Source organism: Dactylosporangium sp. NPDC049140 (genome assembly GCF_040648435.1).
Map to the genome: position 1 here is coordinate 1 of NZ_JBEZDS010000011.1, position 21,273 is coordinate 21,273.

Annotated in this window: 18 protein-coding genes; 10 read left to right on the forward strand and 8 right to left on the reverse strand. The window is 75.1% G+C overall.

Features of this window, described 5'->3' with window-relative positions:
- Positions 1–91: 91 nt before the first annotated feature.
- Both AB0B76_RS19595 and AB0B76_RS19600 read right to left on the reverse strand, forming a co-directional pair.
- Positions 92–1,285 carry a cation:proton antiporter gene (locus AB0B76_RS19595; protein WP_360376786.1) on the reverse strand — a complete coding sequence of 398 codons (1,194 nt, stop codon included), beginning with the start codon at positions 1,283–1,285 and terminating at the stop codon, positions 92–94.
- A gap of 4 nt (positions 1,286–1,289) precedes the next feature.
- Positions 1,290–1,772 carry a TrkA C-terminal domain-containing protein gene (locus AB0B76_RS19600; protein ID WP_360376788.1) on the reverse strand — a complete coding sequence of 161 codons (483 nt, stop codon included), beginning with the start codon at positions 1,770–1,772 and terminating at the stop codon, positions 1,290–1,292.
- A gap of 136 nt (positions 1,773–1,908) precedes the next feature.
- On the opposite strand from AB0B76_RS19600, the gene AB0B76_RS19605 reads away from it, so the two are divergent.
- Both AB0B76_RS19605 and AB0B76_RS19610 read left to right on the forward strand, forming a co-directional pair.
- Entirely contained in the window at positions 1,909–2,337 is a 429-nt protein-coding gene (locus tag AB0B76_RS19605; protein ID WP_360376790.1) for a nuclear transport factor 2 family protein, read from the forward strand.
- Positions 2,338–2,379: 42 nt separating this feature from the next.
- Positions 2,380–2,691 carry a hypothetical protein gene (locus AB0B76_RS19610; RefSeq protein ID WP_360376792.1) on the forward strand — a complete coding sequence of 104 codons (312 nt, stop codon included), beginning with the start codon at positions 2,380–2,382 and terminating at the stop codon, positions 2,689–2,691.
- Here AB0B76_RS19610 and AB0B76_RS19615 read toward each other — a convergent pair.
- Positions 2,624–3,292, reverse strand: coding sequence for a M23 family metallopeptidase (locus tag AB0B76_RS19615; RefSeq protein WP_360376795.1), 669 nt, complete (start codon positions 3,290–3,292; stop codon positions 2,624–2,626). The genes AB0B76_RS19610 and AB0B76_RS19615 overlap by 68 nt on opposite strands.
- 166 nt (positions 3,293–3,458) lie before the next feature.
- On the opposite strand from AB0B76_RS19615, the gene AB0B76_RS19620 reads away from it, so the two are divergent.
- From AB0B76_RS19620 to AB0B76_RS19630, 3 genes are all read left to right on the forward strand, one after another.
- Entirely contained in the window at positions 3,459–5,336 is a 1,878-nt protein-coding gene (locus AB0B76_RS19620; RefSeq protein WP_360376798.1) for a protein kinase, read from the forward strand.
- 182 nt (positions 5,337–5,518) lie between these two features.
- Positions 5,519–6,490: a TerC/Alx family metal homeostasis membrane protein gene (locus AB0B76_RS19625; protein WP_360376801.1), complete on the forward strand. Its 972-nt coding sequence runs from the start codon at positions 5,519–5,521 to the stop codon at positions 6,488–6,490.
- The gene (locus tag AB0B76_RS19630; protein ID WP_360376805.1) at positions 6,487–7,779 is read left to right on the forward strand and encodes a GNAT family N-acetyltransferase; all 1,293 of its coding nucleotides are present in this window, start codon (positions 6,487–6,489) and stop codon (positions 7,777–7,779) included. Before AB0B76_RS19625 ends, AB0B76_RS19630 begins: the two co-directional genes overlap by 4 nt.
- Positions 7,780–7,825: 46 nt before the next feature.
- Here AB0B76_RS19630 and AB0B76_RS19635 read toward each other — a convergent pair whose 3' ends face one another.
- Positions 7,826–11,479, reverse strand: a complete 3,654-nt coding sequence (locus AB0B76_RS19635) for a helix-turn-helix domain-containing protein (RefSeq protein WP_360376808.1) — start codon at positions 11,477–11,479, stop codon at positions 7,826–7,828.
- Positions 11,480–11,828: 349 nt separating this feature from the next.
- Here AB0B76_RS19635 and AB0B76_RS19640 point away from each other — a divergent pair, with 349 nt between their 5' ends.
- Positions 11,829–12,341, forward strand: coding sequence for a hypothetical protein (locus AB0B76_RS19640; protein ID WP_360376811.1), 513 nt, complete (start codon positions 11,829–11,831; stop codon positions 12,339–12,341).
- Between the two features lie 1,038 nt (positions 12,342–13,379).
- Here AB0B76_RS19640 and AB0B76_RS19645 read toward each other — a convergent pair.
- A complete protein-coding gene (locus AB0B76_RS19645) occupies positions 13,380–13,745 on the reverse strand; it encodes a helix-turn-helix domain-containing protein (RefSeq protein WP_360376814.1) in 366 nt (121 codons plus the stop codon).
- Positions 13,742–14,629 (reverse strand): hypothetical protein, encoded by an 888-nt coding sequence (locus tag AB0B76_RS19650; RefSeq protein ID WP_360376817.1) that lies wholly within the window; start codon positions 14,627–14,629, stop codon positions 13,742–13,744. Before AB0B76_RS19650 ends, AB0B76_RS19645 begins: the two co-directional genes overlap by 4 nt.
- A 102-nt stretch (positions 14,630–14,731) precedes the next feature.
- On the opposite strand from AB0B76_RS19650, the gene AB0B76_RS19655 reads away from it, so the two are divergent.
- Together AB0B76_RS19655 and AB0B76_RS19660 are read left to right on the forward strand one after the other, a co-directional pair.
- The gene (locus tag AB0B76_RS19655) at positions 14,732–15,667 is read left to right on the forward strand and encodes a LysR family transcriptional regulator (protein WP_360376820.1); all 936 of its coding nucleotides are present in this window, start codon (positions 14,732–14,734) and stop codon (positions 15,665–15,667) included.
- Between the two features lie 69 nt (positions 15,668–15,736).
- Positions 15,737–16,468, forward strand: a complete 732-nt coding sequence (locus AB0B76_RS19660; RefSeq protein ID WP_360376823.1) for a class I SAM-dependent methyltransferase — start codon at positions 15,737–15,739, stop codon at positions 16,466–16,468.
- 7 nt (positions 16,469–16,475) lie between these two features.
- Here AB0B76_RS19660 and AB0B76_RS19665 read toward each other — a convergent pair whose 3' ends face one another.
- Positions 16,476–18,377 (reverse strand): ABC transporter ATP-binding protein, encoded by a 1,902-nt coding sequence (locus tag AB0B76_RS19665; RefSeq protein ID WP_360377428.1) that lies wholly within the window; start codon positions 18,375–18,377, stop codon positions 16,476–16,478.
- 121 nt (positions 18,378–18,498) lie between these two features.
- Between AB0B76_RS19665 and AB0B76_RS19670 the strand changes: the two genes are divergently transcribed.
- Positions 18,499–19,629 carry a TauD/TfdA family dioxygenase gene (locus tag AB0B76_RS19670; protein ID WP_360376826.1) on the forward strand — a complete coding sequence of 377 codons (1,131 nt, stop codon included), beginning with the start codon at positions 18,499–18,501 and terminating at the stop codon, positions 19,627–19,629.
- Positions 19,626–20,141, forward strand: coding sequence for a GrpB family protein (locus AB0B76_RS19675; RefSeq protein ID WP_360376829.1), 516 nt, complete (start codon positions 19,626–19,628; stop codon positions 20,139–20,141). The genes AB0B76_RS19670 and AB0B76_RS19675 overlap by 4 nt, the downstream gene beginning before the upstream one ends.
- A 6-nt stretch (positions 20,142–20,147) precedes the next feature.
- Here AB0B76_RS19675 and AB0B76_RS19680 read toward each other — a convergent pair whose 3' ends face one another.
- A complete protein-coding gene (locus AB0B76_RS19680; protein WP_360376832.1) occupies positions 20,148–21,254 on the reverse strand; it encodes an FAD-dependent monooxygenase in 1,107 nt (368 codons plus the stop codon).
- Positions 21,255–21,273 lie beyond the last annotated feature (19 nt).

Here is a 21,273-nt window from a genome sequence, read left to right on the forward strand (position 1 = left end):
CCACCCGCTACGACAAAACCACCACGTCATTCCACGCCACCGTCACCATCGCCGCAATCCTGCAGTGGCTATAACCCTTTGAAGACACTGCCTAGGCCGCCGGCTCGGGCGCTCCATCCGCACCGCCGCCGCGGCGCCGGGCGATGCGCCGGCTCAGCGGCTCCAGCGACCGCGCCAGGACCGGGCCGAGCACCGCGAGCACGAGCACGTACGCGGCGGCGAGCGGGCCGATGCTCTCGTTGAGCCCGGCCGACACGGCCAGCCCGGCGATGACGATGTTGAACTCGCCGCGCGGGGTCAGGGCCACGCCGGCCCGGGCCCGGCCGATCGGGCTGATCCCGGCCCGCCGCGCCGCCCACCAGCCGGTGGCGAGCTTCGTGAGCACGCCGACGACCGCCAGCAGCAGGGCGATGCCGAGCATCGGCGGCAGCGCGGCCGGGTCGGTGTGCAGGCCGAAGAAGACGAAGAACACCGCGGCGAACAGGTCGCGCAGGGGGCTGAGCAGCTGCCGGGCAGTGTGGGCGAGCGGGCCGGACAGGGCGATGCCGACGAGGAACGCGCCCACCGCGGCCGAGACCTGCAGCAGCTGCGCGACGCCGGCCACGAGCACGGTGAGGCCGAGCGCCTTGAGCAGCAGCACCTCCTCGTTGGGGGAGGCGACGAACATCTCCACGTAGCGGCCGAAGCGCAGCGCGATGACGAGGATGACGGTGATCGTGGCGGCCGCGATGGCGAGGGTCGTCAGGCCGGCCACGAGCCCGACGCCGGCCAGCAGGGCGGTCAGGATCGGCAGGTACACGGCCATCGTGAGGTCCTCGAAGACCAGCAGCGACAGCACGACCGGCACCTCGCGGTTGCCGAGCCAGTTGAGGTCGGCGAGGACCTTCGCGGTGATGCCGGACGAGGTCACGTACGTCACGCCGCCCAGCGCCACCGCGGCCACCGGGCCCCAGCCGAGGATGAGCGCGGTCGCGACCCCGGGCGCCGCGTTGAGCACGAGGTCGACGACGCCCGCCACGGCGTTGTGCCGCAGCGTGCCGACGAGCTCCGGCGCGGTGTACTCCAGCCCGAGCGTGAACAGCAGCAGGATGACGCCGATCTCGGCGCCGGTCGCGGTGAACTCCTCGCTCGTGGCCAGCGGCAGGATGCCGCCCCGGCCGAACGCGAGGCCGGCGATGAGGTACAGCGGGATGGGGGAGATCGCGAACTTCGCCGAGACCGCGCCGAGCAGCCCCAGGCTCAGGATGACGGCCCCGATCTCGATCAGGACGGCAGCACCGTGCATGCGCTCAGCCGTTGGCGAAGATGTCGGAGACGGCGGCGGTACCGTCGGCCGTCCCGACCACGACGACGAGGTCGCCGGGGACGAACCCGAAGTCGGGCCGCGGGCTGGCGAGGATCTGCCCGGCCCGGATCACGGCCACGATCGAGGCGCCCGTGCGCGCGCGGGCCTGGGTGGCGCCGAGGTTGCGCCCGTCGTACGGGGAGCCGGCCGTGATCGGCACCTGGACCGTCTTGAGCCCGGTCACCTGCCGCTGCAGGTCGGCCAGGCGCTCGACGATGCGCGCGGTGCCGAGCAGCTCGGCGACGCCGTTGGCCTCGTCGGTGTTCAGGGAGAGCGTGGCGACGACGGTGTCGGGGTCCTCGCTGCTGTACAGCACCACGTCGCGCCGCCCCGAGACGTGCGACACGACCGCCGCGTGCTGACCCTTGGCGGTCACGAACTCGTGCCGCAGGCCGATTCCGGGCAGGGCGGTGCGTTCGACGTCCACGGTGCGTTCGCTCCTTCGTCAAGGGGACCGCTGCAAATGTGACGAATCGATATGACCGAACTTCCGCGGCGCCGTGACAGTCGCATGACGGTTCGCCGCCGGCATGCTTCGCCGCGGCGCGGGTAGCGTCGCGGGCATGAGCCCGCGACCGCCGCTGCCGCCCTTCACGCTCGAGACCGCCCGCGCCAAGGTGCAGGCGGCCGAGGACGCGTGGAACACCCGCGACCCGGAGCGCGTCGCGCTCGCCTACACGCCCGACTCGGTGTGGCGAAACCGCGACCGCTTCCTGCGCGGGCGGGACGAGATCGTGGCGTTCCTGCGCGGGAAGTGGGCCCGGGAGCTGGACTATGCGCTGCGCAAGGAGCTGTGGACGTACCACGACGACCGCATCGCCGTGCACTTCCAGTACGAGTGCCACGACGAGTCCGGCCAGTGGTGGCGCAGCTACGGCAACGAGCTGTGGGAGTTCGACGCCGACGGGCTCATGGCCCGCCGCGAGGCGAGCATCAACGACGTGCCGATCGCCGAGTCGGAACGCACCATCTTCGGGCCGCGGGAGCGCTGAGCCCGTTCCATCCCGTGTCCCCGCCCGGACCGCCCCGGGGGCGTGACACGTCGCCTGGCGTTCCTGGCCGCCGTTGCCGCGGGGGTCGCCCTGATTATGGTGTACCGCGGCCGCGCCGTCGCGTCCGCGTACCTCACCCGCACCCTGAGCGCGCGCCTGTCCGGCGACGCCGCCGGGGTCCACGACGCCCTGACGGCCCGGTGGCACACGCTGCTCGCGGAGCTGTCGGTGCCGGCCGCGGTGCTGCTCGCCGCCCTGCTGCTGCTCGCGGCGCGGCGGGCCGGGCTCAGGCCCCGGGCGGCGCGCAGTTGCGGCTCGTGCGCGTCTGTTCGGGGGAGCGGTCGTCGCTCGTGATGCCGGACGGCACCCCGTCGAACACGGCCTCGACCTTGTCGCCGTTGCCGCGGGTCCGCTTCGGGTCGAGGGTGTCGTTGAGCTGCTCGTAGTGCAGGTGGTCGATGGTCGTCGAGCCGGTGTGCCCGACCACGCCCAGCCCCTGCCCGCCCTTGACCGTCTCCCCGGTGCGCACCCCCGGCGCGGCGGCCAGGTGGCCGTACTCGGTGAACCAGCCGCCTCCGTGGTCGATGATCACCCCGTACCCGAGCCCGCCGCGGGTCCCGGACGCCCCCGGCGCGGCTGGCCGGCCGTCCTCGAGCGTCGCGCTCCACCCCGCCCAGGTCACGGTGCCGGCGGCCGAGGCGAGAACGCTGCGGCCGGCGGTCGCCCCGCTCGCGGCGAAGAAGTCGATGTCGAAGTCGTCGTGGCCCGGGTACGTCGTGAGCGTCCACACCTCGCCGCAGGGGAACGGCAGCTGGAACGCCGGCCGCGGACCGGCGGCGGCCGTGGGCCCGGGCCGCGCGGCCCGGTGGGTGATGACGAGGTAGGACACCGCGACGCAGCCGGCGATGATCGCCAGCACCGCCCACCGGTACACCGAGCGGCCGTGCGGGCTCATTGGCGGATGGTACGACACCGATCACGCCGGTGTTGTCCTGCACATGCCCCGGGACCAGCCGAACTGACACCTAACCGTCACGTGGTGGTTGGGTCGTGGACGGTAGTGTTGCAGTGCGGCAAAGGGTGGGGCATCCGGGCAGAGCTGGGGGGCGTTGCAGGAGACCATGGAGCTTGATGGGCGGTATCGCCTGGACCGGGTGACCGGGGCCGGTGGCACCGCAGAGATCTGGCGCGGCGCCGACCGGCTGTTGCATCGGCCCGTCGCGGTTCGTATCCCGCACGAGACCAGCCCGCACGAGACCAGTGCGGACGCCACCGACCGGTTTCTCGCCGACGGTCGCACCGCCGCGCGGCTCGTGCACGCCAACATCGCCGCCGTCTACGACGTGGGCATCGCCGACCTGGACGAGCGGACCTCCGTGCCGTACGTCGTCATGGAGCTCGCCGACGGCCCGTCGCTCGACGGGCGCCTCGACGAGGGGCCGATGTCGTGGCGCACCGCCGCCCGCATCGGCGCCCAGGTCGCGGCCGCGCTCGCCCACGCGCACGGGCAGTGGATCACCCACGGCAGCCTGAGCCCGGCCAAGATCCTGCTCGGCGAGCTCGGCGCCAAGGTCATCGGGTTCGCTGGGGACAGCGAGTACGACCCGGCCGAGGCCGCCGCCGACGTCCGCGCGCTCGGCACCGTGCTCGCCGGCTGCATCGGCGGGCAGGTCGGCAACGCCGTGCCGGCCGAGCTGTTCGAGCTCGTCGACCGCTGCATCGACCCCGACGCCGCGGTCCGGCCCTCCAGCGACGAGATCGCGCTCGTGCTCGCCGAGCTCTCCGGCACCACCGTCGACCTGCCGGCCTGGCTGAGCGAGGCGGCCGAGTCGCGCCGCACCGCGGTCCTGGCCAACTTCCGCCCCGAGGTGCCCTACGCCGGGCGCCCGTCGCGCGCCGCCCGCTTCGGCCGGTCCCTGCGCTCCGGCCGCTCGGTGCTGTCCGACCGCCTCGGCTTCGCGGCCCGCGCCGCGTTCGCCGACCGCTTCGCGGCCTCCGCCCGGGCCGAGCGCGCCCGCACCCCCGAGGACCTGGGCCACCCCGCCGAGGACCTGGCCTGGGCCACCGACCCCGGCCGCACGGACATCCCCACCGGCCCTCTCGACCCGAAGTACCTCGTCGGGCGCCCGGACCGCGGTCCCTCGGCCGGGCTCCTGGCCAGCGACAACGCCGTCGTCATCCGCTCCGCCGTCGAGTCGCCCGAGGACGAGGCGACCCGCCCGCTGGCCGAGCGCCCCATGGCCCGGCACTCAGCCGACCAGCACCAAGCTGGCCAACACCAAGCCGACCGGCATGCGGCTTCCCGGCACTCGGCCGCCCGGCCGCCGGTGCTCGAGGCGCTGGCGCGCATCGGGCTGGTCGGGGAGGGCGGGCTCAACGGCGACATGCGGGACTTCAGCCACCGGCTGTGGGAGCGGGCCGGGCGGTTCCGGTCTCGGCGCTGGGCGTTTCGCACCGGGGCGGTGAGCGTCGGCGTCGTGGCCGTGCTCGCCGGGGCGGTCGGCGCGCTCGGCTCGTCGCAGACCGGGGTGGTGCCGTGGTTCGGGCGGCCGCCCGAGGTGGCCGCGGTGCCGCCGGTCGACACCCCGCCCACCGGGCAGGACGTCGCGCCGCCGGCCAGCGCGGCGCCGACCACCGGCGCGCCCCAGCCGGCCGCGACCGAGGAGACGACGTCGAAGACCCGGCCGGTCACGAGCACGACCCGCCCGCCCGGGCGGCCGGGGTCGACCGGCACGCCGACCCGGCCGGCCGAGTCGTCCACGGCCTCGCCGACCGCGTCCCCGACGGCGACGCCGACCCCGACGCCCACGCCGACCCCGACCCCCACCGAGACGCCGTCGCCGACCGGCACGGCGATCCCGGACCCGTCGGAGTCGCAGCCGGCGAACGTGAGCACCGACCCGCCCGCGACCGGCGGCACCGGGACGGACCCGGGCACGGGTGCCGGCGCCGGCACGGAGGCCGGGGCGCCGGCGGGCTTCGAGCTGACGTCCGGATAGCGCCCGGCGCCGGGACGTTCAGGAAACGTCCAGGTGGGCCCGGTACCCTCGTGGCCTGAGGGGAGTACCTCGCAAGGCCGTTCCCGGTCAGTACGAGCCGCCGACGCGGCTCCCGGGCGGCCACCCACCGCAGGTGGGTGAGGGAGACCTAGAACGTGCAAGGCTGCGTTCGAGGAGCCCGAATGTCATCCACCATCGCGTCGCCCCAGCTGTGGGCGGTGTCCATCGCGGTCCTGCTGGGGCTGCTCGCCCTCGACTTCGTCCTGACCCGCAAGCCCCACGACGTGCCGATGCGCGAGGCGCTCGCGTGGTCCGTGTTCTACCTGGCGCTCCCGGCCGCGTTCGGCGTCTACGTGTGGCTCGCCCACGGCGCGGAGCCCGGCGTCGAGTTCTTCACCGGCTACGTGGTCGAGAAGTCGCTCTCGGTCGACAACCTGTTCGTCTTCATGCTGCTGCTCACCGCGTTCGCGGTACCGACGAAGCTCACCCAGCGCGTCCTGCTCTACGGCATCGTCGGCGCGCTCGTGCTGCGCGGCATCTTCATCGCCGCCGGGGCCGCCCTGCTCAGCGCCGGCACGTGGGCGTTCCTGCTCTTCGGGGCCGTGCTCATCGTGACCGCGGCCAAGGTGCTGCGCGACGCGCTGCGCAGCACCGAGCACACGGTCGACCCCGGGCAGATGCGTGTCACCCGGCTGCTGCGGCGGCTCATGCCGGTCACGGACGAGTACCACGGCGCCCGCCTGACGATCCGGCAGGCCGGGCGGCGCGCGCTCACCCCGATGGCCCTCGTCGTGGCCGCGGTGTTCCTGACCGACGTGGTGTTCGCGGTCGACTCCGTCCCGGCGGTGTACGGCGTGACGAGCGACCCGTACCTGGTCTTCGCCACCAACGCGTTCGCGCTGCTCGGCCTGCGGGCCCTGTACTTCGTGCTGCGCAACGCCCTCGCCCAGCTGCGTCACCTCAACCACGGCCTGGCGATCATCCTGGCGTTCATCGGCGTCAAGCTGGTGCTGCACTGGGCGCACACCGTGTGGTCCGCGGTGCCGGACATCCCGACCCCGCTCTCGCTCGTCGTCATCCTCGCGACCCTGGGTGCGGTGACGGCGACCAGCTTGATCGCGAACCGGCAGGATCGGGTACGAATGGACGCGTGACGATCGAGATCCGGCCCATCGAGCCCGCCGAGGCGCACGCGTACCTGAAGGTGCTGCCGTACGTCAACGGCCTGCCGCACTGGGAGCCCGCCCCCGCGGCGTGGCACGGCGGGCCGGAGGCGTGGCCGCCGCCGAACGCGCCCGCCTCGGCGGCCCAGCTCGACGCCTGGGCCGAGCGGGTGCTGGGGGAGGGCTTCCACCCGCAGGCCGCGTTCGTCGACGGGCGGCTCGTCGGCGGCTCGGCGATGCTCGCCATGGATGTCACCGTCCCGGGGCCGCGGCCCGTCGCCCTGGGCGGGGTGACGGCCACCGCGGTCAGCGCCACCCACCGCCGCCGCGGGCTGCTGCGGGGCCTGATGCAGGCGATGTTCGACGAGGCCCGGGCCCGCGGCGAGGCGGTCGCGGGGCTGAGCGCCAGCGAGGGCGGCATCTACGGCCGGTACGGCTTCGCGCCCGCCACTCGCCGTACCCGCTGGGAGCTCGACCGGGCCGAGGCCGCGTTCGCCGACGCCGACCCGCCCGCGGGCGAGCTGGAGCTGGCCGACGCGGCCACGGCCCGGACGGTGTGGCCGGCCGTCCACGCGCGGGTGCGCCGCGAGCGGGTCGGCGAGCTGAGCCCGCAGCCCGGCCGGTGGGACGGCCTGACCGACGAGCCGGCCGGCACGTTCGGGCCGATGCGGTACCTCGTGCACCGCGACGGCTCCGGCGCGGCCGACGGCATCGCGCAGTACCGCCTGCCCTACGCCACCCGCGTCGAGGACACCGGCACCCTCGTCGTGGAGGCCCTGGAGGCCGCGACCCCGGACGCCTACCGGGCGCTGTGGGCGCTGCTCACCGACTTCGACCTGACCCGCCGCATCGTGGCGCCGGCCCGCCCCGCCGACGAGCCGCTGCGCTGGATGCTGCGCAACCCGCGCGCGATGCGCGTCACCCGCCAGTCCGACAGCCTCTGGCTGCGCATCCTGGACCTGCCGCGGGCGGTGCCGGCGCGCGCGTACGAGGCCGCCGCGACCCTCGTCGTCGAGGTCGAGGCCGACCCGATGGCCCCGCCCAACGCCGGTACCTGGCGCCTGGAGCTGTCCCCGGACGGGGCCTCGTGCACGCGTACGACCGCCGCGCCCGACCTGACCCTGTCGATCCAGTCGCTGGGCGCGCTGTACCTGGGCGGCATGTCCGCGGCCCTGCTCGCCGCGGCGGGCCGGGTCCGGGAGCACCGGGCGGGCGCGGTCGCCGCGCTCGGCCGGGCGCTGCGCACGGACCCGGAGCCCTTCAACGCGTTCGCGTTCTGAGCCGCCGGCTCACGCCGCCCGCACGCGGGCCGTTGCGCAGCGGTGCTCAGCACGGCTGGGTGAAGGGCGCCGACGGGATGTACTGCTCCCACTCCGACCGGCTGATCGCCGCGCCCGCGCCGGTGCAGATCGCCGCGGCCGCGCGGGCCGGGTCGGTGTCCCACAGGCGGGTCGTGGCGTCGTCGCCGCCCGCGGCCAGGGTCCGGCCGTCCGGGCTGTACGCGACGACGTAGTAGGCCTCGTCGGCGCGGCCCAGGGTCGCGACCGCGGCCGGGCGGGCCGGGTCGTGCACGTCCCAGACCCAGACGGTGCCGTCCGTCGACGCGGCGGCGAGGCGGTGGCCGCCGGGGGCGAACGCGATCCAGTCGACGTAGCTGGCCGGGCCGGTCAGGCGGCGGGGGAGCGGCACCGGGTGGGCCGGGTCGGCGATGGTCCACAGCTGGATGCTCTTGTCGGCGCTGCCCGCGGCGAGGAGGCGGCCGTCGGGGCTGAAGGCGGCGCTGTACGCGTAGCCGGCGAACCCGTCCAGGGTCGTCAGCAGCCGCGGGTGCGCGCGGTCGGCGATGTCGAGGAGGCGCACGTTGCCGTCGGTGTCGGTCGCGGCCAGCAGCGGGCGGTCCGGGTGGAACGCGACAGAGAGCACGATCGCCTTGGAGCCGGGGACCGTGGCCAGCAGCCGGGATCCGGCGACGTCCCACAGGTACACGCCGCCGTCGTCGCCGGCCGCGGCCAGGACGGTGCCGTCGGGGCTGAACGCGAGGGTCTCGATGAGGTCCTTCGCGCCGGTCAGCGGGGCGCCGAGCCGGGCCGGGCGGGCCGGGTCGGCGACGTCCCACAGGTCGATCTCGCCCTTGCGGGTGGCGGCGGCGAGGAGCTTGCCGCCCGGGGCGTAGGCGGCGGTTCCGGCGTACCCGTCGGCGCCGGCCGGGCGGCTCAGCGGGGCGGTCCACAGGGTGGGGCCGGCCGGGTCGGTGACGTGCCAGAGCCGGACGGTCTGGTCCTTGCCGGCCACGGCGAGGGTGGCGCCGTCGGGGCTGTACGCGGTGGCGAACACGCCGCCGCTCGGGCCGGTGAGCAGCGGGCCGGGCAGGGTCCAGGTGCGCACGTACCCGTCGGTGCTCGCGGTGGCCAGCTCGTGCCCGTCGGCGGTGAGGGCGACGGCGGTGACGGGGGCCGGGTGCGGCAGCGACTGCAGGCGGCGGCCGGTGGCGGCCTCGAACACGGTGACGCTCTTGTCGCTGGAGCCGGCGAGCACGGTACCGCCGCCGGGTCCGAAGGCGACCGCGTTGACCCAGCTGGCCGGGCCCGTGATCGGGGCTCCGTGCGCGGCCGCGCGGGCGGGGTCGGCGACGTCCCAGAGGCGGACGGTCGCGTCGCCGCCGCCGCTGGCCAGGAGCCGGCCGTCGGGGCTGAACGCGACGGCGAGGACCTTGCCGGTGTGCCCGGGCAGAGCGGCGAGGTGCACGGGCGCGGCCGGGCCGGCGACGCTCCACAGGTGCACGAGCCGGTCGGCGGTGCCGGCGGCGAGGGTGCGCCCGTCGGGGCTGTAGGCGAGGGACTGCACGGTGTCGGCCGGTCCGTCGGCGGTCGTGGCCGACGGCGGGCCGGCGTCGAGGCGCCAGAGGTGGACCTTCCGGTCCGTGCCGGCCGCCGCCAGGGTGTGCCCGTCGGGGCTGAAGGCCAGGGCGTAGACGGTGCCGGCCGGGCCGTCGAGGATGGCCGGGGCCGCGGACCGGACCGCGTCGGCCCAGAGGTAGACCTTCCCGTCGGCGCCGGCCGCGGCCAGGGTGTGCCCGTCGGGGGCGGCGGCGAGGGCGAACAGGGCCGCGGCCGGTCCGGGCAGGGGCGTGAGGGCGCGGGCGGGGGTGGCCGAGGTGTCCCAGAGTCGTACCGTGTGATCGGCGCCCGCCGCCGCGAGCAGGGGGCCGCCGGGCAGCCGCACGACCGCCTGGGCCGCGCGGTCGAACGGGCCGAGGCGGGCCGGGGTCGGGGTGGCGGTCGCGTCGAGCAGGCTGGAGCGCGCCTCGAGCGTCGGGGCGGTCCGGTACGCGGCCAGGGCCACCTGCCGGGCCAGGGTGGGGTCGCGGTCGCGCAGCCAGTCGGCCCGCCCGGCGATCATCCGGGAGAGGGCCGCGTTGCGCTGGCCGACGGCGGCGTGGCGCTCCTGGAAGGCGTACCCGGCCAGCAGCAGCGTGCTGAGCGCCAGGACGGACAGGGCGGCGATCGTGCGGTACAACCGCCGCGTCGTTCTCCGCGCGTGCCGGGCGCTCGCCCGCAGGAACTCGGCCAGCGGCGGGGCGAGCTCGGCCGGGTGCTCGGCGGCCCAGTCCTGCGCCGCGGACAGCCGGGTGCCGCCGTAGAGCGCGCTCGGGTCCCGCCGCTCCTGCTGCCAGGTCGTGGCGGCCGCGGCGAGCTGCTGGCGCACGACCAGCCCGGACCGCCCGGCCCGCAGCCACCCGTGCAGCCGCGGCCACGCGGTGAGCAGGGCCTCGTGGCTGAGCCGGACGGTGCCGTCCTCGGCGGTGACGAGCCGGTGGCGCACGAAGCGCTCGAGGGTCGCCTCGGCCCCGGCGGCGTCGGCGGTGTCGACGGCGAGCTCGGCGAGCAGCCCGGTGGTGGGCACGACCCGGCGCGTGTCGACGGTGTCGACGCCGACGTGCACGAGGGCGGTGAGGAGGCGCCGGGCGAGGTCGCGGCGCTGTTCGGGAAGGCCCGTGTACACCTCCTCGGCGGTGGCGGCGACGGCGCCGCTGATGCCGCCGGCCCGCCGGTAGCCGGCGAGGGTGAGCCGGCGGTCGGCGCGCCACATCGTGAACAGCACGTGCGCGAGCAGCGGCAGGGTGGCCTGTTCGGAGCCGAGGTCGGCCAGCAGCACCTCGACCAGGCCGGCCTCGACGTCGACGCCGGCGCGGCGGGCGGGCTCGGTGATGACGGCGCGCAGTTCCTCGCGGGTCATCGGCCCGACGGTGAACTGGTGCTCCTGGGCCGCCTCCAGCAGCGCCGGGTGCGCCAGGGCCTGGGCGTAGAAGTCGGCGCGCAGGCCGAACACGACGACGGTGCCGTCCGGCGGTTCGAGGAAGCCGCCCGTATCGAGCAGCTCCTCGGCCTGGTCCACGACGAGCAGGACCCGGCCGGTCGCCGGCAGTTCCGGCGTGCCGGCGACCGGCGTCACGACCTCGGCCGTCCAGCCCTCGGCCCGCAGGGTCGCGACCAGGCCGGCCCGCAGCAGCGACGACTTGCCGGAGCCGGACGCGCCGACGACGAGCAGCAGCCCGCCCCCGGCGGCGTGGCGGGCCTCGACCCGTTCCCGCAGCGCGGCCGTCATCCGTTCGCGGCCGAAGAACCAGGCGGCGTCGGCGGGCTGGAAGCTGGCCAGGCCCCGGTACGGCTCCCCGTCGGCGCCGCGGCTCACGGGCCGGTGCCGGATGCGGTGCCAGGCGTCGAGCCAGTCCCCGGTCGCCCCGGCGGGCACCGCGCACGCCTCGAGGACGCGCACGAACAGCGGCTGCGAGTGCAGCGACGGCAGGCCCCGGCCGGAGAACCAGTCGCCGAGGGTGCTCAGCGAGGTGCGGGCGCCCGCCTTCGCGGCGACCTGGCGCACGGAGAGGCCGGCCCGCTCGCGCAGCGCGGTGAGGGCCTCGGCGAAGGCGGCGCGGTCGTCGACGCGCCGAGGGTCCGGTACGGCGGGGGGAGTACTCATCGCGCATGAGAACGTACCGAACGCGACGGTTCGGGGGAACAACACCTAGGATCCTAGGACGCGTAAGGCCGTGTGATCCCGAGTCGCAACCGCGGGACGGTCAACGGAGCCCGAACGGTGCCGACGATCCGGGTAGTGCGGCCCACCGTGGGCCGGGCGCGGACGGGAGCAGCGGTGCCACGATCGCAAGCCAAGCGGCGCGTCGCGTTCATCGGGCTGGCCGCGGTGCTGCTGGTGCTCACCGGGGTGAGCGTGGCCGGCACGGTCACGACGCGGCACGCGGCACGCGGCGACGTCGGCGCGCACGGCGTCGTCGCTGGCCGAGGCGTACCACCGCGCCCACGAGGCGGTGTCGCTGGAGGAGATCGCCGAGCAGCAGTACCGCCTGGAGCCCGAGCGGCACGCCCGCGTCGAGCACGCCGGCGCGGCCGGCGAGCTGGAGGCGGCGCTCGAGGACATCGAGGGGCGCGGCGGCGCGACCGACCGGGTGCTGACGGCGCGGACCCGCACGCTGCACCGGCAGTACCGGACCGCGATGGAGACCCTGTTCCTGGCGGTCGACCGGGCCGACCCGGTGGGGATCCGCCGCGTCGACCAGGACGAGGTCGACCCGGCCGAGGGCCGGATCAAGACGCTGCTGCACGACGCCGAGGACGCCCAGGACGCCGGCAGCCCGGGCCGTCGGCGCCCGCCTCGACCGGGTCGAGCAGCTGGTGTTCGTGGCGACGCTGCCGTCCTTCGCCGTCGGGCTGGGCATGATCGTTGTGTTCACGCTCGCCGCGACCGGCTACCAGCGGCGGCTGGTGCGCCAGGTCGGGGTTCGTTGTGGTACGAGCGCGGGGTCACTTGGACGGGGGGCTGACCGACGACGCTCGGCCGGTGGTGGCGGGAGCCTCCGGCCCCCGCAACGTGTAAGCGTGGTCCCGGTTCGTTGTTTCTTGCGGTTATGCCTCTTGGCCGTTGTTTCCTGGCGGGTTCGCGCGGGTCGTCATTCGGTGGTCCGGACCGTGCGCCATATGAAACGGGGCGGGATCGGCGGCGGTGGTTTGGGATAATCGATATATGCGGGGGCAGCGGGGGTTGTTCAGCCGGGCCGAATTGGCCGCGATGCGCGATCCGACTCGGCGGCGTAACTATTCTGCGAGTGCTGAGCGGTTTCGGCGGGAACATCAGGAGCGTCGGAACTGGGGGCTTGTGCGGCGGCACAATACGAAGCTTGAGCGGATGTTCGGCCGTGTCGAGGCGGCCGAGGCGTATTTTCAGCAGCGGGCCCGGGCCGTTCTCGCGCCGGTCCCGCCGGTCCCGCCGGTCCCGCCGGAACCGGCGGTTGAGTCGGCGGAAGTTCTGACGCCGAACGCCGGGCGGGTCGAACCGGCCGGACGCGCGACACCGAACGCCACGCGGGTCCAACCGGCCGGACGCCCGACACCGAGCGCCACGCAGATCGAACCGGCCGGACGCCCCGTGCCGATGGTGTCGCAGGTTGAGCAGGCCGGATGCCCCGTCCGGCCGGATGGGCGCCCCGCGGGGCCCGCCGCCGACACCGGCGGCGATCCCGCGCCGCCGCCCGGCCGGCACGACGCCGAACGTTCCGAGGCCGCACGTGCCCCACGAAACATTGGACAATCGAACGGAGCCCGGCGCAGCACGCGTTCCGCCGACGCCACCGAAAACCGGCAACAACGGGCCACTGCCCCCACACGGCACCCGCACCGCCAATGTGCTGCACGACAACCCGAACCGGCACGTTCGATGTATTGCCGGTCCGCCACAGCGATTCGAGCCGGGCCCAAATGGCTCCAACGCCGCCCGCTCGCGGCACGCAATGAAAAGCGAGCGACAACATCCGGCCGGCGCATCGGGCGTGACCTTGACCTACTGTCGGTCGCTTCTATCGGATTTATCGCCTGTCGGGCCGCAGCGTGCGGCTGGGTAGGCGGCCGTAGACCGTGCGGTACTCGGCGGTGAACCGGCCCGGGTTCGCGTACCCCCACCGCCGGGCGATCGCCTTCACCGTCGCGCCCGCGCCCGGGTCGGACGCCTGCAGCTCGCGGTGCACCCGGTCGAGGCGGACCTGCCGCAGGTACTCCAGGGGCGTCTGGTTCAGATGCCGGCGGAACGCGACCTGCAGTCCCCGCACCCCGATCCCGGCCGCGGCGGCGATCTTGGCGGCGGTGAGCGGCTCTACTTGCCGTGGGTGCGGACCTCGAAGTATCCGGGACTTGCCAAGCCGACCTCCAGCCACATCGACCCACGTGGGACTCATGTTGCCGTAATCGTCGCCTTCGCGGGCACGGACCGCCACGTAAGCCACCCGGCGGCGAACGCGACGGGCAGCGCGACGCCGGCCGCGGCCGCCCCGACCGTTCCGGCGGCGACCCCGGTGACCAGGGCGAACGTCCAGTAGCAGGGCAGACTGCGGACGAGCCCTCCCATGACCTGCCGAGCCGCTGCGCCGCGCCCGTCCGCGCAGGTCAGCGCGTGCGTCTCCCCGTCGCCGACCCGCCCGGCGGCGGCCCGCACCCGAATGGTGCGGCGTTTCCCGCCCTGCTCACCCGCGAGGGTGTCCCCGGTTCGGGCGTCGGAGGCGGCCCGGCTCCGGCCCCGCAGCGTGACGGCGACCGCGAGGGTGGCACTCATGGCGGGAAACGCGGCGACCACGCCGGCGGCGACCGGCCCGACGGCCGCGGCCGTCCCCAACGCGCCGGCGACGACGGCGGCGCTGGCGACACAGGTCAGCGCCGGGCTGGATGAACGTCCCGGCTCAGGCATCCCCGGGGCGACGAGCCGGCGCCCGGCCGCGAGCGCCGGGATCCCGAGCGCCACGGCGACGGGCATGGGCAGCCACAGCAGGGCGAACGTGCAAACGACATACGCGGCGGTACCGGCCGCGAGCCGCACCGCCGCACCGCCCCCGGCCCGGGCGAGGGCGACGGCGAACGCGACCTGACCGGGCACATGGGCGGCGGCCGACAGTGCCATCGCCCGGGCATCGTGCGGCCCGGAGGTGAGGCCGACCGCGGTCACGGCGACGGCGAGACTGACGGGCAGCGCCGCCACCCAGCCCGCCGCGGCCGCCCCGGCGCGTCGCTCGGCGAGCGCGGCGAGGGCCATCACGAGCGGGGCGAGCAGCACCGGGATGAGCACCATGCCGTCAACCTTCGCCGGAGCCATACGTCGAGACCAGCGCACGTTTCGCACGCAAACCCGTGGGACAGGACGAACGATCGGCGGCGTGGCAGGATTCGGGCGGTGGAGCTGCGGAGGCTGCGGCTGCTGCACGAGTTCTCCCGGCGGGGAACGGTGGCGGCGGTCGCGGAGGCGTTGTCGTACAGTCCGTCGTCGGTGTCGGTGCAACTGGCCGAGCTCGAGCGGGAGGCGGGGGCGAAGCTGCTGCGGCGCGCCGGGCGCAACGTCGAGCTCACCGCGGCCGGTTGGCGCCTCGCCGAGCACGCGGCCGAGGCCCTGGCCGCCGACGAGACCGTCCGGACCGAGCTGGCCCGCCTCGGCGGCGGCCCCCGCGGACGGTTGCGGCTCACGTTCGTGCAGTCGATGGCCCTGGCGCTGCTGCCGGGCGTACTGGCGCGGATCGGTGACACGGCCCCCGGCCTGGAGGTCGACGTGATCCATCGCGAGACCGCGCCGGCGCTGGAGGAGCTGCGTTCGCGGGCGGTCGACCTGGTGGTCGGCATCGAGTACGAGGCGGTGCCGGTCGGCCGCCACCGCGACGTCGAGCGGCGCGACCTGCTGCGCGAGGACGTCCTGCTCGCCCTGCACCCGCGGCACCCGGCGCTGCCTGCGCGCGGACCGGTGCGCATCGCCGCGTGCGCGGAGTCGGCGTGGGCGGCCGGTCACCCCGGCACGGGGCTGGACGCGGTCATCCGCAACGTGTGCAACCGCCTCGGCGGGTTCGCGCCCGACATCCGCCACCGCAGCGACGACGGTCTGATCCTGAGCGCCCTGGTCTCGTCGGGCCGGGCGGTGACGCTGCTGCCGGGCCTGCTGGCCACCGGCATGCCCCAGCTGACGGCGCGACGACTGCGCGAGGAGCGCGTACAGCGCACCGTGTTCACCGCGGCCCGCACGAGCGCGAGCGGCGCCCCCGCGGTCGAGGCGGTGCGGGAGGCGCTGCGCCACACGGCCCGCCGGATAGCGTCCCGCCGCCGCATCCTCGACGTATATCCATAGTGGACGCGCGCGGTGTGAATCGTTGCACTTCGCCTTGCCTGCGCCGCGGTTGGAGGGTTGGGTCGGGGCATGGCTCTGATCGCGTACGACGGTGCGGACGCGGCCGCGTTCCAGGCGACCCGGCACCTGCGGGACGAAGGCCTTGCGACCTGGCGGGCCGCGATCGAACGGCACTTCGAAGCCCGGGCCGGGATGCGCGTGCTCGACCTCGGCTGCGGCACCGGCAGCTGGGCGCGGGCCTTCCGCACGTGGTGGCCCGAGGTCGACGTCGTCGCGGTGGAACCGGCCGCGGCGATGCGTGAGCGTGCCGTGTTCGAGCCGGTCGTACCCGGTGCCGCCGACGACATCCCGTGCGCGGACGCCGGCCTCGACGCGGTCTGGCTCTCCACCGTGATCCACCATGTTCCCGACCTGCCGGCGGCCGCGCGGGAGATCCGGCGGGTGCTGAAGCCGGGCGCGCCCGTGCTGATCCGGTCCGCGTTCGCCGGCCGGCACGAGGGGATCAGCCTGTTCCGCTGGTTCCCGGAGGCCGTCGCCGTGCTCGACCGCTATCCGAGCGTCGCCGGCGTCGAGGCGGCGTTCGCCACCGCCGGTTTCGTGACCGCGGGTGGCGGGCCCGTCCCGCAGGTGACCGCCGCGTCGCTCGCCGAGTTCGCCGCGGGACTGCGGCGTGACGCGCACACCCCGCTGAAGCTGATCAGCGACGAGGCGTACGCGGCCGGCGCCGCCCGTCTGCGCGAGGCGGCACGCACGGTGCCCGGTCCGGTCGTCGACGCCCTCGACCTGCTGGTGTTGCGGTGAGGCCGGGCTAGGCGAGGTAGCCCGCGGCCTGGAGGCGGAACAGTTCGCTGTAGCGGCCGCCCGTGCCGATCAGTTCGTCGTGGGTGCCCTCCTCGACGATGCGGCCGTGGTGCAGCACGTAGATGCGGTCGGCGTGGCGGACGTTGGCCAGCCGGTGGGTGATGAGCAGGGTCGTCAGGCGGCCCTGGCGGTCGCGGATCGCCTGGAACAGGGCGTCCTCCGCGCGCGGGTCCAGCGCCGAGGACGGTTCGTCCATGATGAGCAGGTCGGCGGTGCGCAGGAAGCCGCGCGCCGCCGTGATGCGTTGCCACTGGCCGCCGGAGAGGTCCTGGCCGTTGGCGAACGTGCGGTCCAGCAGCGTCTCGTACCCGTGCGGCAGCTCCACGATCATCTCGTGGGCCGCGGCCCGGCCGGCCGCGGACTCGATGCGCGGTTGTGACGGTTCGGTGGCCGTGTCGCCGATGGCGATGTTCGTGGCGGCCGTGAACGGCCACTTGTGGTACTCCTGTGTCACCACGGCGATGCGCGCCTGCAACGCGGCCGGGTCCCAGTCGGGCAGCGGGCGGCCGTTCCAGTCGATGGTGCCCGCGTCCGGCGTGCGCAGGCCGGCGATGATCGAGGCGAGCGTGGTTTTGCCGGACCCGTTCTCGCCGACGAACGCGACCGTCTGCCCGGCGTACACCGACAGGGAAACATCGTCGACGGCCGGCGTGTCGCGGTCCGGATAGGCCAGGCTCACCCCGCGCACGTCGAGCCGGCGCAGCGGGCCGGGCGTGGCCCGCTCGCCGGTGTCGTCGCCGGGCAGGTACTGCGCGGCGCGCTGCATGAACCCGGTGTAGTCGCCGAAGTGCCGGCCGTCGGTGTAGATGCGGTCCATCTGCAGGGTCACCGTGGTGAGCGAACGTTGCGCGGTCTGCACGGCGATGACGCACGTTGCCGCCGCCGCGATCGGGATCTGACCACGAACGAGCAGGAAACCGAGCAGGGTGTACACCCCGACGGTCGCGATCCCGCCGACGACCGACCCGACGCTGGTCGTGGTCGTGACCCGCCGGGCCAGGGCCAGCTGGATGTCGGTCTCGGCGCCCATCACGCGGTCGTACTGGTCGAGCAGGAACCGGCGCAGGCCGTAGGAGCGCAGCTCGGTCGCCGAGTCGCGCTCGGCCATGAGCCGGTGCAGCAGCCACAGCCGCCGGCGGCGCACCGAGCCGGCGATGAAGGTCTGGTACCGGTGGTGCCCGGCCCGCAGCGCCGCCCACGCGTTCGGCACCGTCGCCACGAGCAGCGCGAACAGCAGCAACGGGTGGATGACGATCACCGCGGCGGCCACGGCGAGCAGCCCCGCGAGGCCCGCGAGCAGGTTCATGGCGCCCTGCACGAGGCCGACCGCGGAGTCGGTGCCCCGCGACGCGCGTTCCATGTCGTCGGCGAACGCGTCGGCGTCGAAGGCGTCCAGGCGCACCGCCGTCGTCACCTCGAACAGTGCGCGTTCGACCTCCCGGTCGACCCGCGGGGTCAGCCCGTTCTGCGCGTATCCGGTCGCGATGCCCAGACCCGCGCGCAATCCGGTGACCGCGGCGAGCACCGCGAGCGCGGGCAGGGCCGCGGTGACCCGCTGCGGTGTCGGGCCGCCCGCGAACAGCTCGACGAGCACCCGCCGGGTCGCGAGCAGCCCGAACGAGGCCAGCGCCCCCGAGCCGACGGTCGCCACGCCGACCAGCAGCGTGCGGGCCCGGTCGGCCCGCCAGCTGAGCCGGACCGCGGCCGCGAGCAGGCGCGGCAGCTCCGAGAAGACCGCCCAGGTGCCGGCCTCGGCCCGGGCCCGCACCCCGCTCTCCCACCACATCTCCCGCAGCTCGGGCAGCACCGAGTCCGCGGGCCCGGCCTGGCGCGGCACGGGCCGGGCCACGGTGTCGGTCGAGTCCTCGGCGCTGGGTGCGGCCACGGGGAGCCTCCGTCCGTCGACATCCGACGATGCCCGACGGCGGGGGCCGGGACAAGGCGACTCCACCGGAAGGGTGCCGTTGTTCATGTGTTCATTCATCAGTGACACCCTGCGCGGCATGGACCTGCCGTTCCCGGCGCTGTGGCTGCGCGACAACTGCCCGTGCCCGGCCTGCCGCGACCCGCGCAGCGGCCAGAAGCTGCACACGGTCGCCGACCTCGACGGCGAGGTGAGCGTCGCGGCCTCGGCCGAATCCGGCGGTACCGTGTCCGTGCACTTCTCGGACGGGCACGTCGCGCGGTTCGAGCGCGCCTGGCTGGACCGGCACCGCGACGTCGACGCGGCCGGCGACGGGCGCACCGAGACCGGCAAGGACCTGTGGGACCGCGTCGCGCCGCCCGAGGCGGGGTGGGCCGGGTTCCGGGCCGACCCGGGGCCGGCGCTGGACGCGCTGTGGCGCACCGGGTTCGTGCTGCTGCGCGACACGCCGGTCGCGCCCGGCACGGTCCTGGCCGTCGCGCGCACGTTCGGACATGTGCGCACGACGAACTACGGCGAGCTGTTCGATGTGCGCATCGAGCGGCAACCGGGCAACCTGGCGTTCACGTCGCGCGCGATCGCGCCGCACACGGACAACCCGTACCGCGACCCGGTGCCGACGCTGCAACTGCTGCACTGCCTGCGCGCCGCGGCCGACGGCGGCGGCGAGTCGGGGCTGGTGGACGGGTTCCGGGCCGCGGTACTGCTGCGGGATCGGCATCCCGAGCACTTCGCGGTGCTGTCGCGCACGCCGGCCACGTTCGCGTGGGGCCGGCTGAGCGCGCAGCGGCCGATGATCGGGGTGGACGAGATCGGACGCATTCGCGAGATCCGGTACAACAATCGCTCACTGCAGCCGCTCGCCGGGCCGCGGGAGGGGCTGGAGGCGTTCTATGCGGCGTACCGGGCGTTCGATGCGCTGCTCAACCGGGCCGGCGCCATGGTCACCTTCGGGCTCGGGCCCGGCGACTGCGTGATCTTCGACAACACGCGCGTGCTGCACGCCCGCACCGCGTTCGACCCTCGCGCGGCCGCGGACCGGCACCTGCAGGGCTGCTACGCCGACCTCGACGCCGTCCAGTGGCTCGTCGCCCGCCCGCAGGCCGTAGGCGCGACCCGAGCCACCGCGGTTCGTTCTGGCGGGGTCCCATCGCTGGAGGCAGACTTCCCGGGATGAGCATCGAGGTCCACGACCACGACCCCGCCTGGCCGGCCCGCGCCGGTGCGGCGATCGCCGAGCTGCGGGACGCGCACCCGGGTGTGTTCGCCGTCATCGAGCACGTCGGCAGCACCGCGGTGCCCGGGCTGCCGGCGAAGCCGGTGATCGACCTCATGGCGGCGGTCGCCGCCCTCGACGCGGTCCCCGGGATCGGGCTCGGGTACGCGCCGATCGAGACCGGGATGCCCGAGCGGCTCTTCTACCGCCGCGAACCGGGGGCCGGGCCCGCCGTGCACCTGCACATTGTCACCGCGGCGTCCTGGCCCACCCGCAACGAGCGGCTCCTGCGCGATCATCTCCTGGCGCATGCGGCGGCCCGTGCGGAGTACGGGCGGCTGAAGCAGGGCCTGGCCGCGGCCGGGTCCGACGGTGACTCGTACACGCGCGCGAAGACCGGGCTCATCCAGCGGCTCGTCGACGCGGCCCGGCGTGAGCGGGGCCTGCCGCTGGTGTCCGTCTGGGAGGAGTGACGCGGCTCAGCGGCGGGTCGGCAGGCGGCCCAGCAGCGACGGGCGGGAGGCCTTCAAGGAGGCCCGCACGGCGGCGAAGCCGGTCGCGGTCATGTGCGTCTCGTAGGCGCCGATCGCCGGGATGAGGTCGCCGGGGCAGGTCAGGGCCTCGCACAGCCGGGCCGCGTCCAGCAGGGCCAGGTTCGCGCCCGAGCCCTGGGACGGGGCCATCGCGTGGATCGCGTCGCCCAGCAGGGTCACCCGGGTCGGGGTCCACCGTGGACACGGTACCGACGAGCGGACCGACAACGCGAACGTCTCCGCGACCGTCGCCTCCGCGATGAGGTGGCGCAGGTTCGGGTGCCAGGAAGCCAGGCGGGCGGCGACCAAGGCGTGCAGGGCGGCGGGGGAGAGGGACTCGAGGTCGGGGCCGAGGACGCCCGCGCGCGCCGAAAGGCACCACATCACGTAGTCCTCCACGGCGGCGGAGCGGACCAGGCCCAGGGCCAGGCCCAGGCGGCGGCGGTCGGTCACCGGGCAGAAGCCGTCCCACAGCGGCGGCGGAACCGACGACCGGACGCCCTCCAGCGGGGTCCGGCCGTAGATGCAGTGGGTGCCGACGTCGATGAGCCGGGCGTCCGGGAGGTACTGGGCCCGCACTCTCGAGCCGATCCCGTCCGCGCCCACGAGGACGTCGCCGTCGGCGTGGGAGCCGTCGGTGAGGTGCACCCGGATGCGGTTGCCGGGGAGCGACGCGTAGCGCTCGAAGGCCGATCCGAAGTGGACGGTGCCGTCCAGGCCGGCCAGCAGGAGGCTCCGCAGGGCGCCGCGGTCGACCGACGTGCTGTCGGGGTCGGTGATCTCCACCGTGTGCAGGGTCTTCAGCTGGGGCGTCAGGACCGTCACGCGGCGGCTCGGGGTGCCCGTGATCGAGGGGAGCCGCGCGAACAGGGCCGGCGACAGGCACGAACGCAGGGCCGACGTGGCCCGGGTGTCCAGGTGCAGGCGGTACCCCTGCCGGCGGGCCCGCGGGCCGGCGTCCCGCTCGAAGACCGTCACGTCGACGCCGCGGCGGCGCAGGCCCTGGGCCAGGCCCAGCCCGCCCACGCCGCCGCCGACCACCAGGACCCGCATCCCACCGAGGCTAACGCCC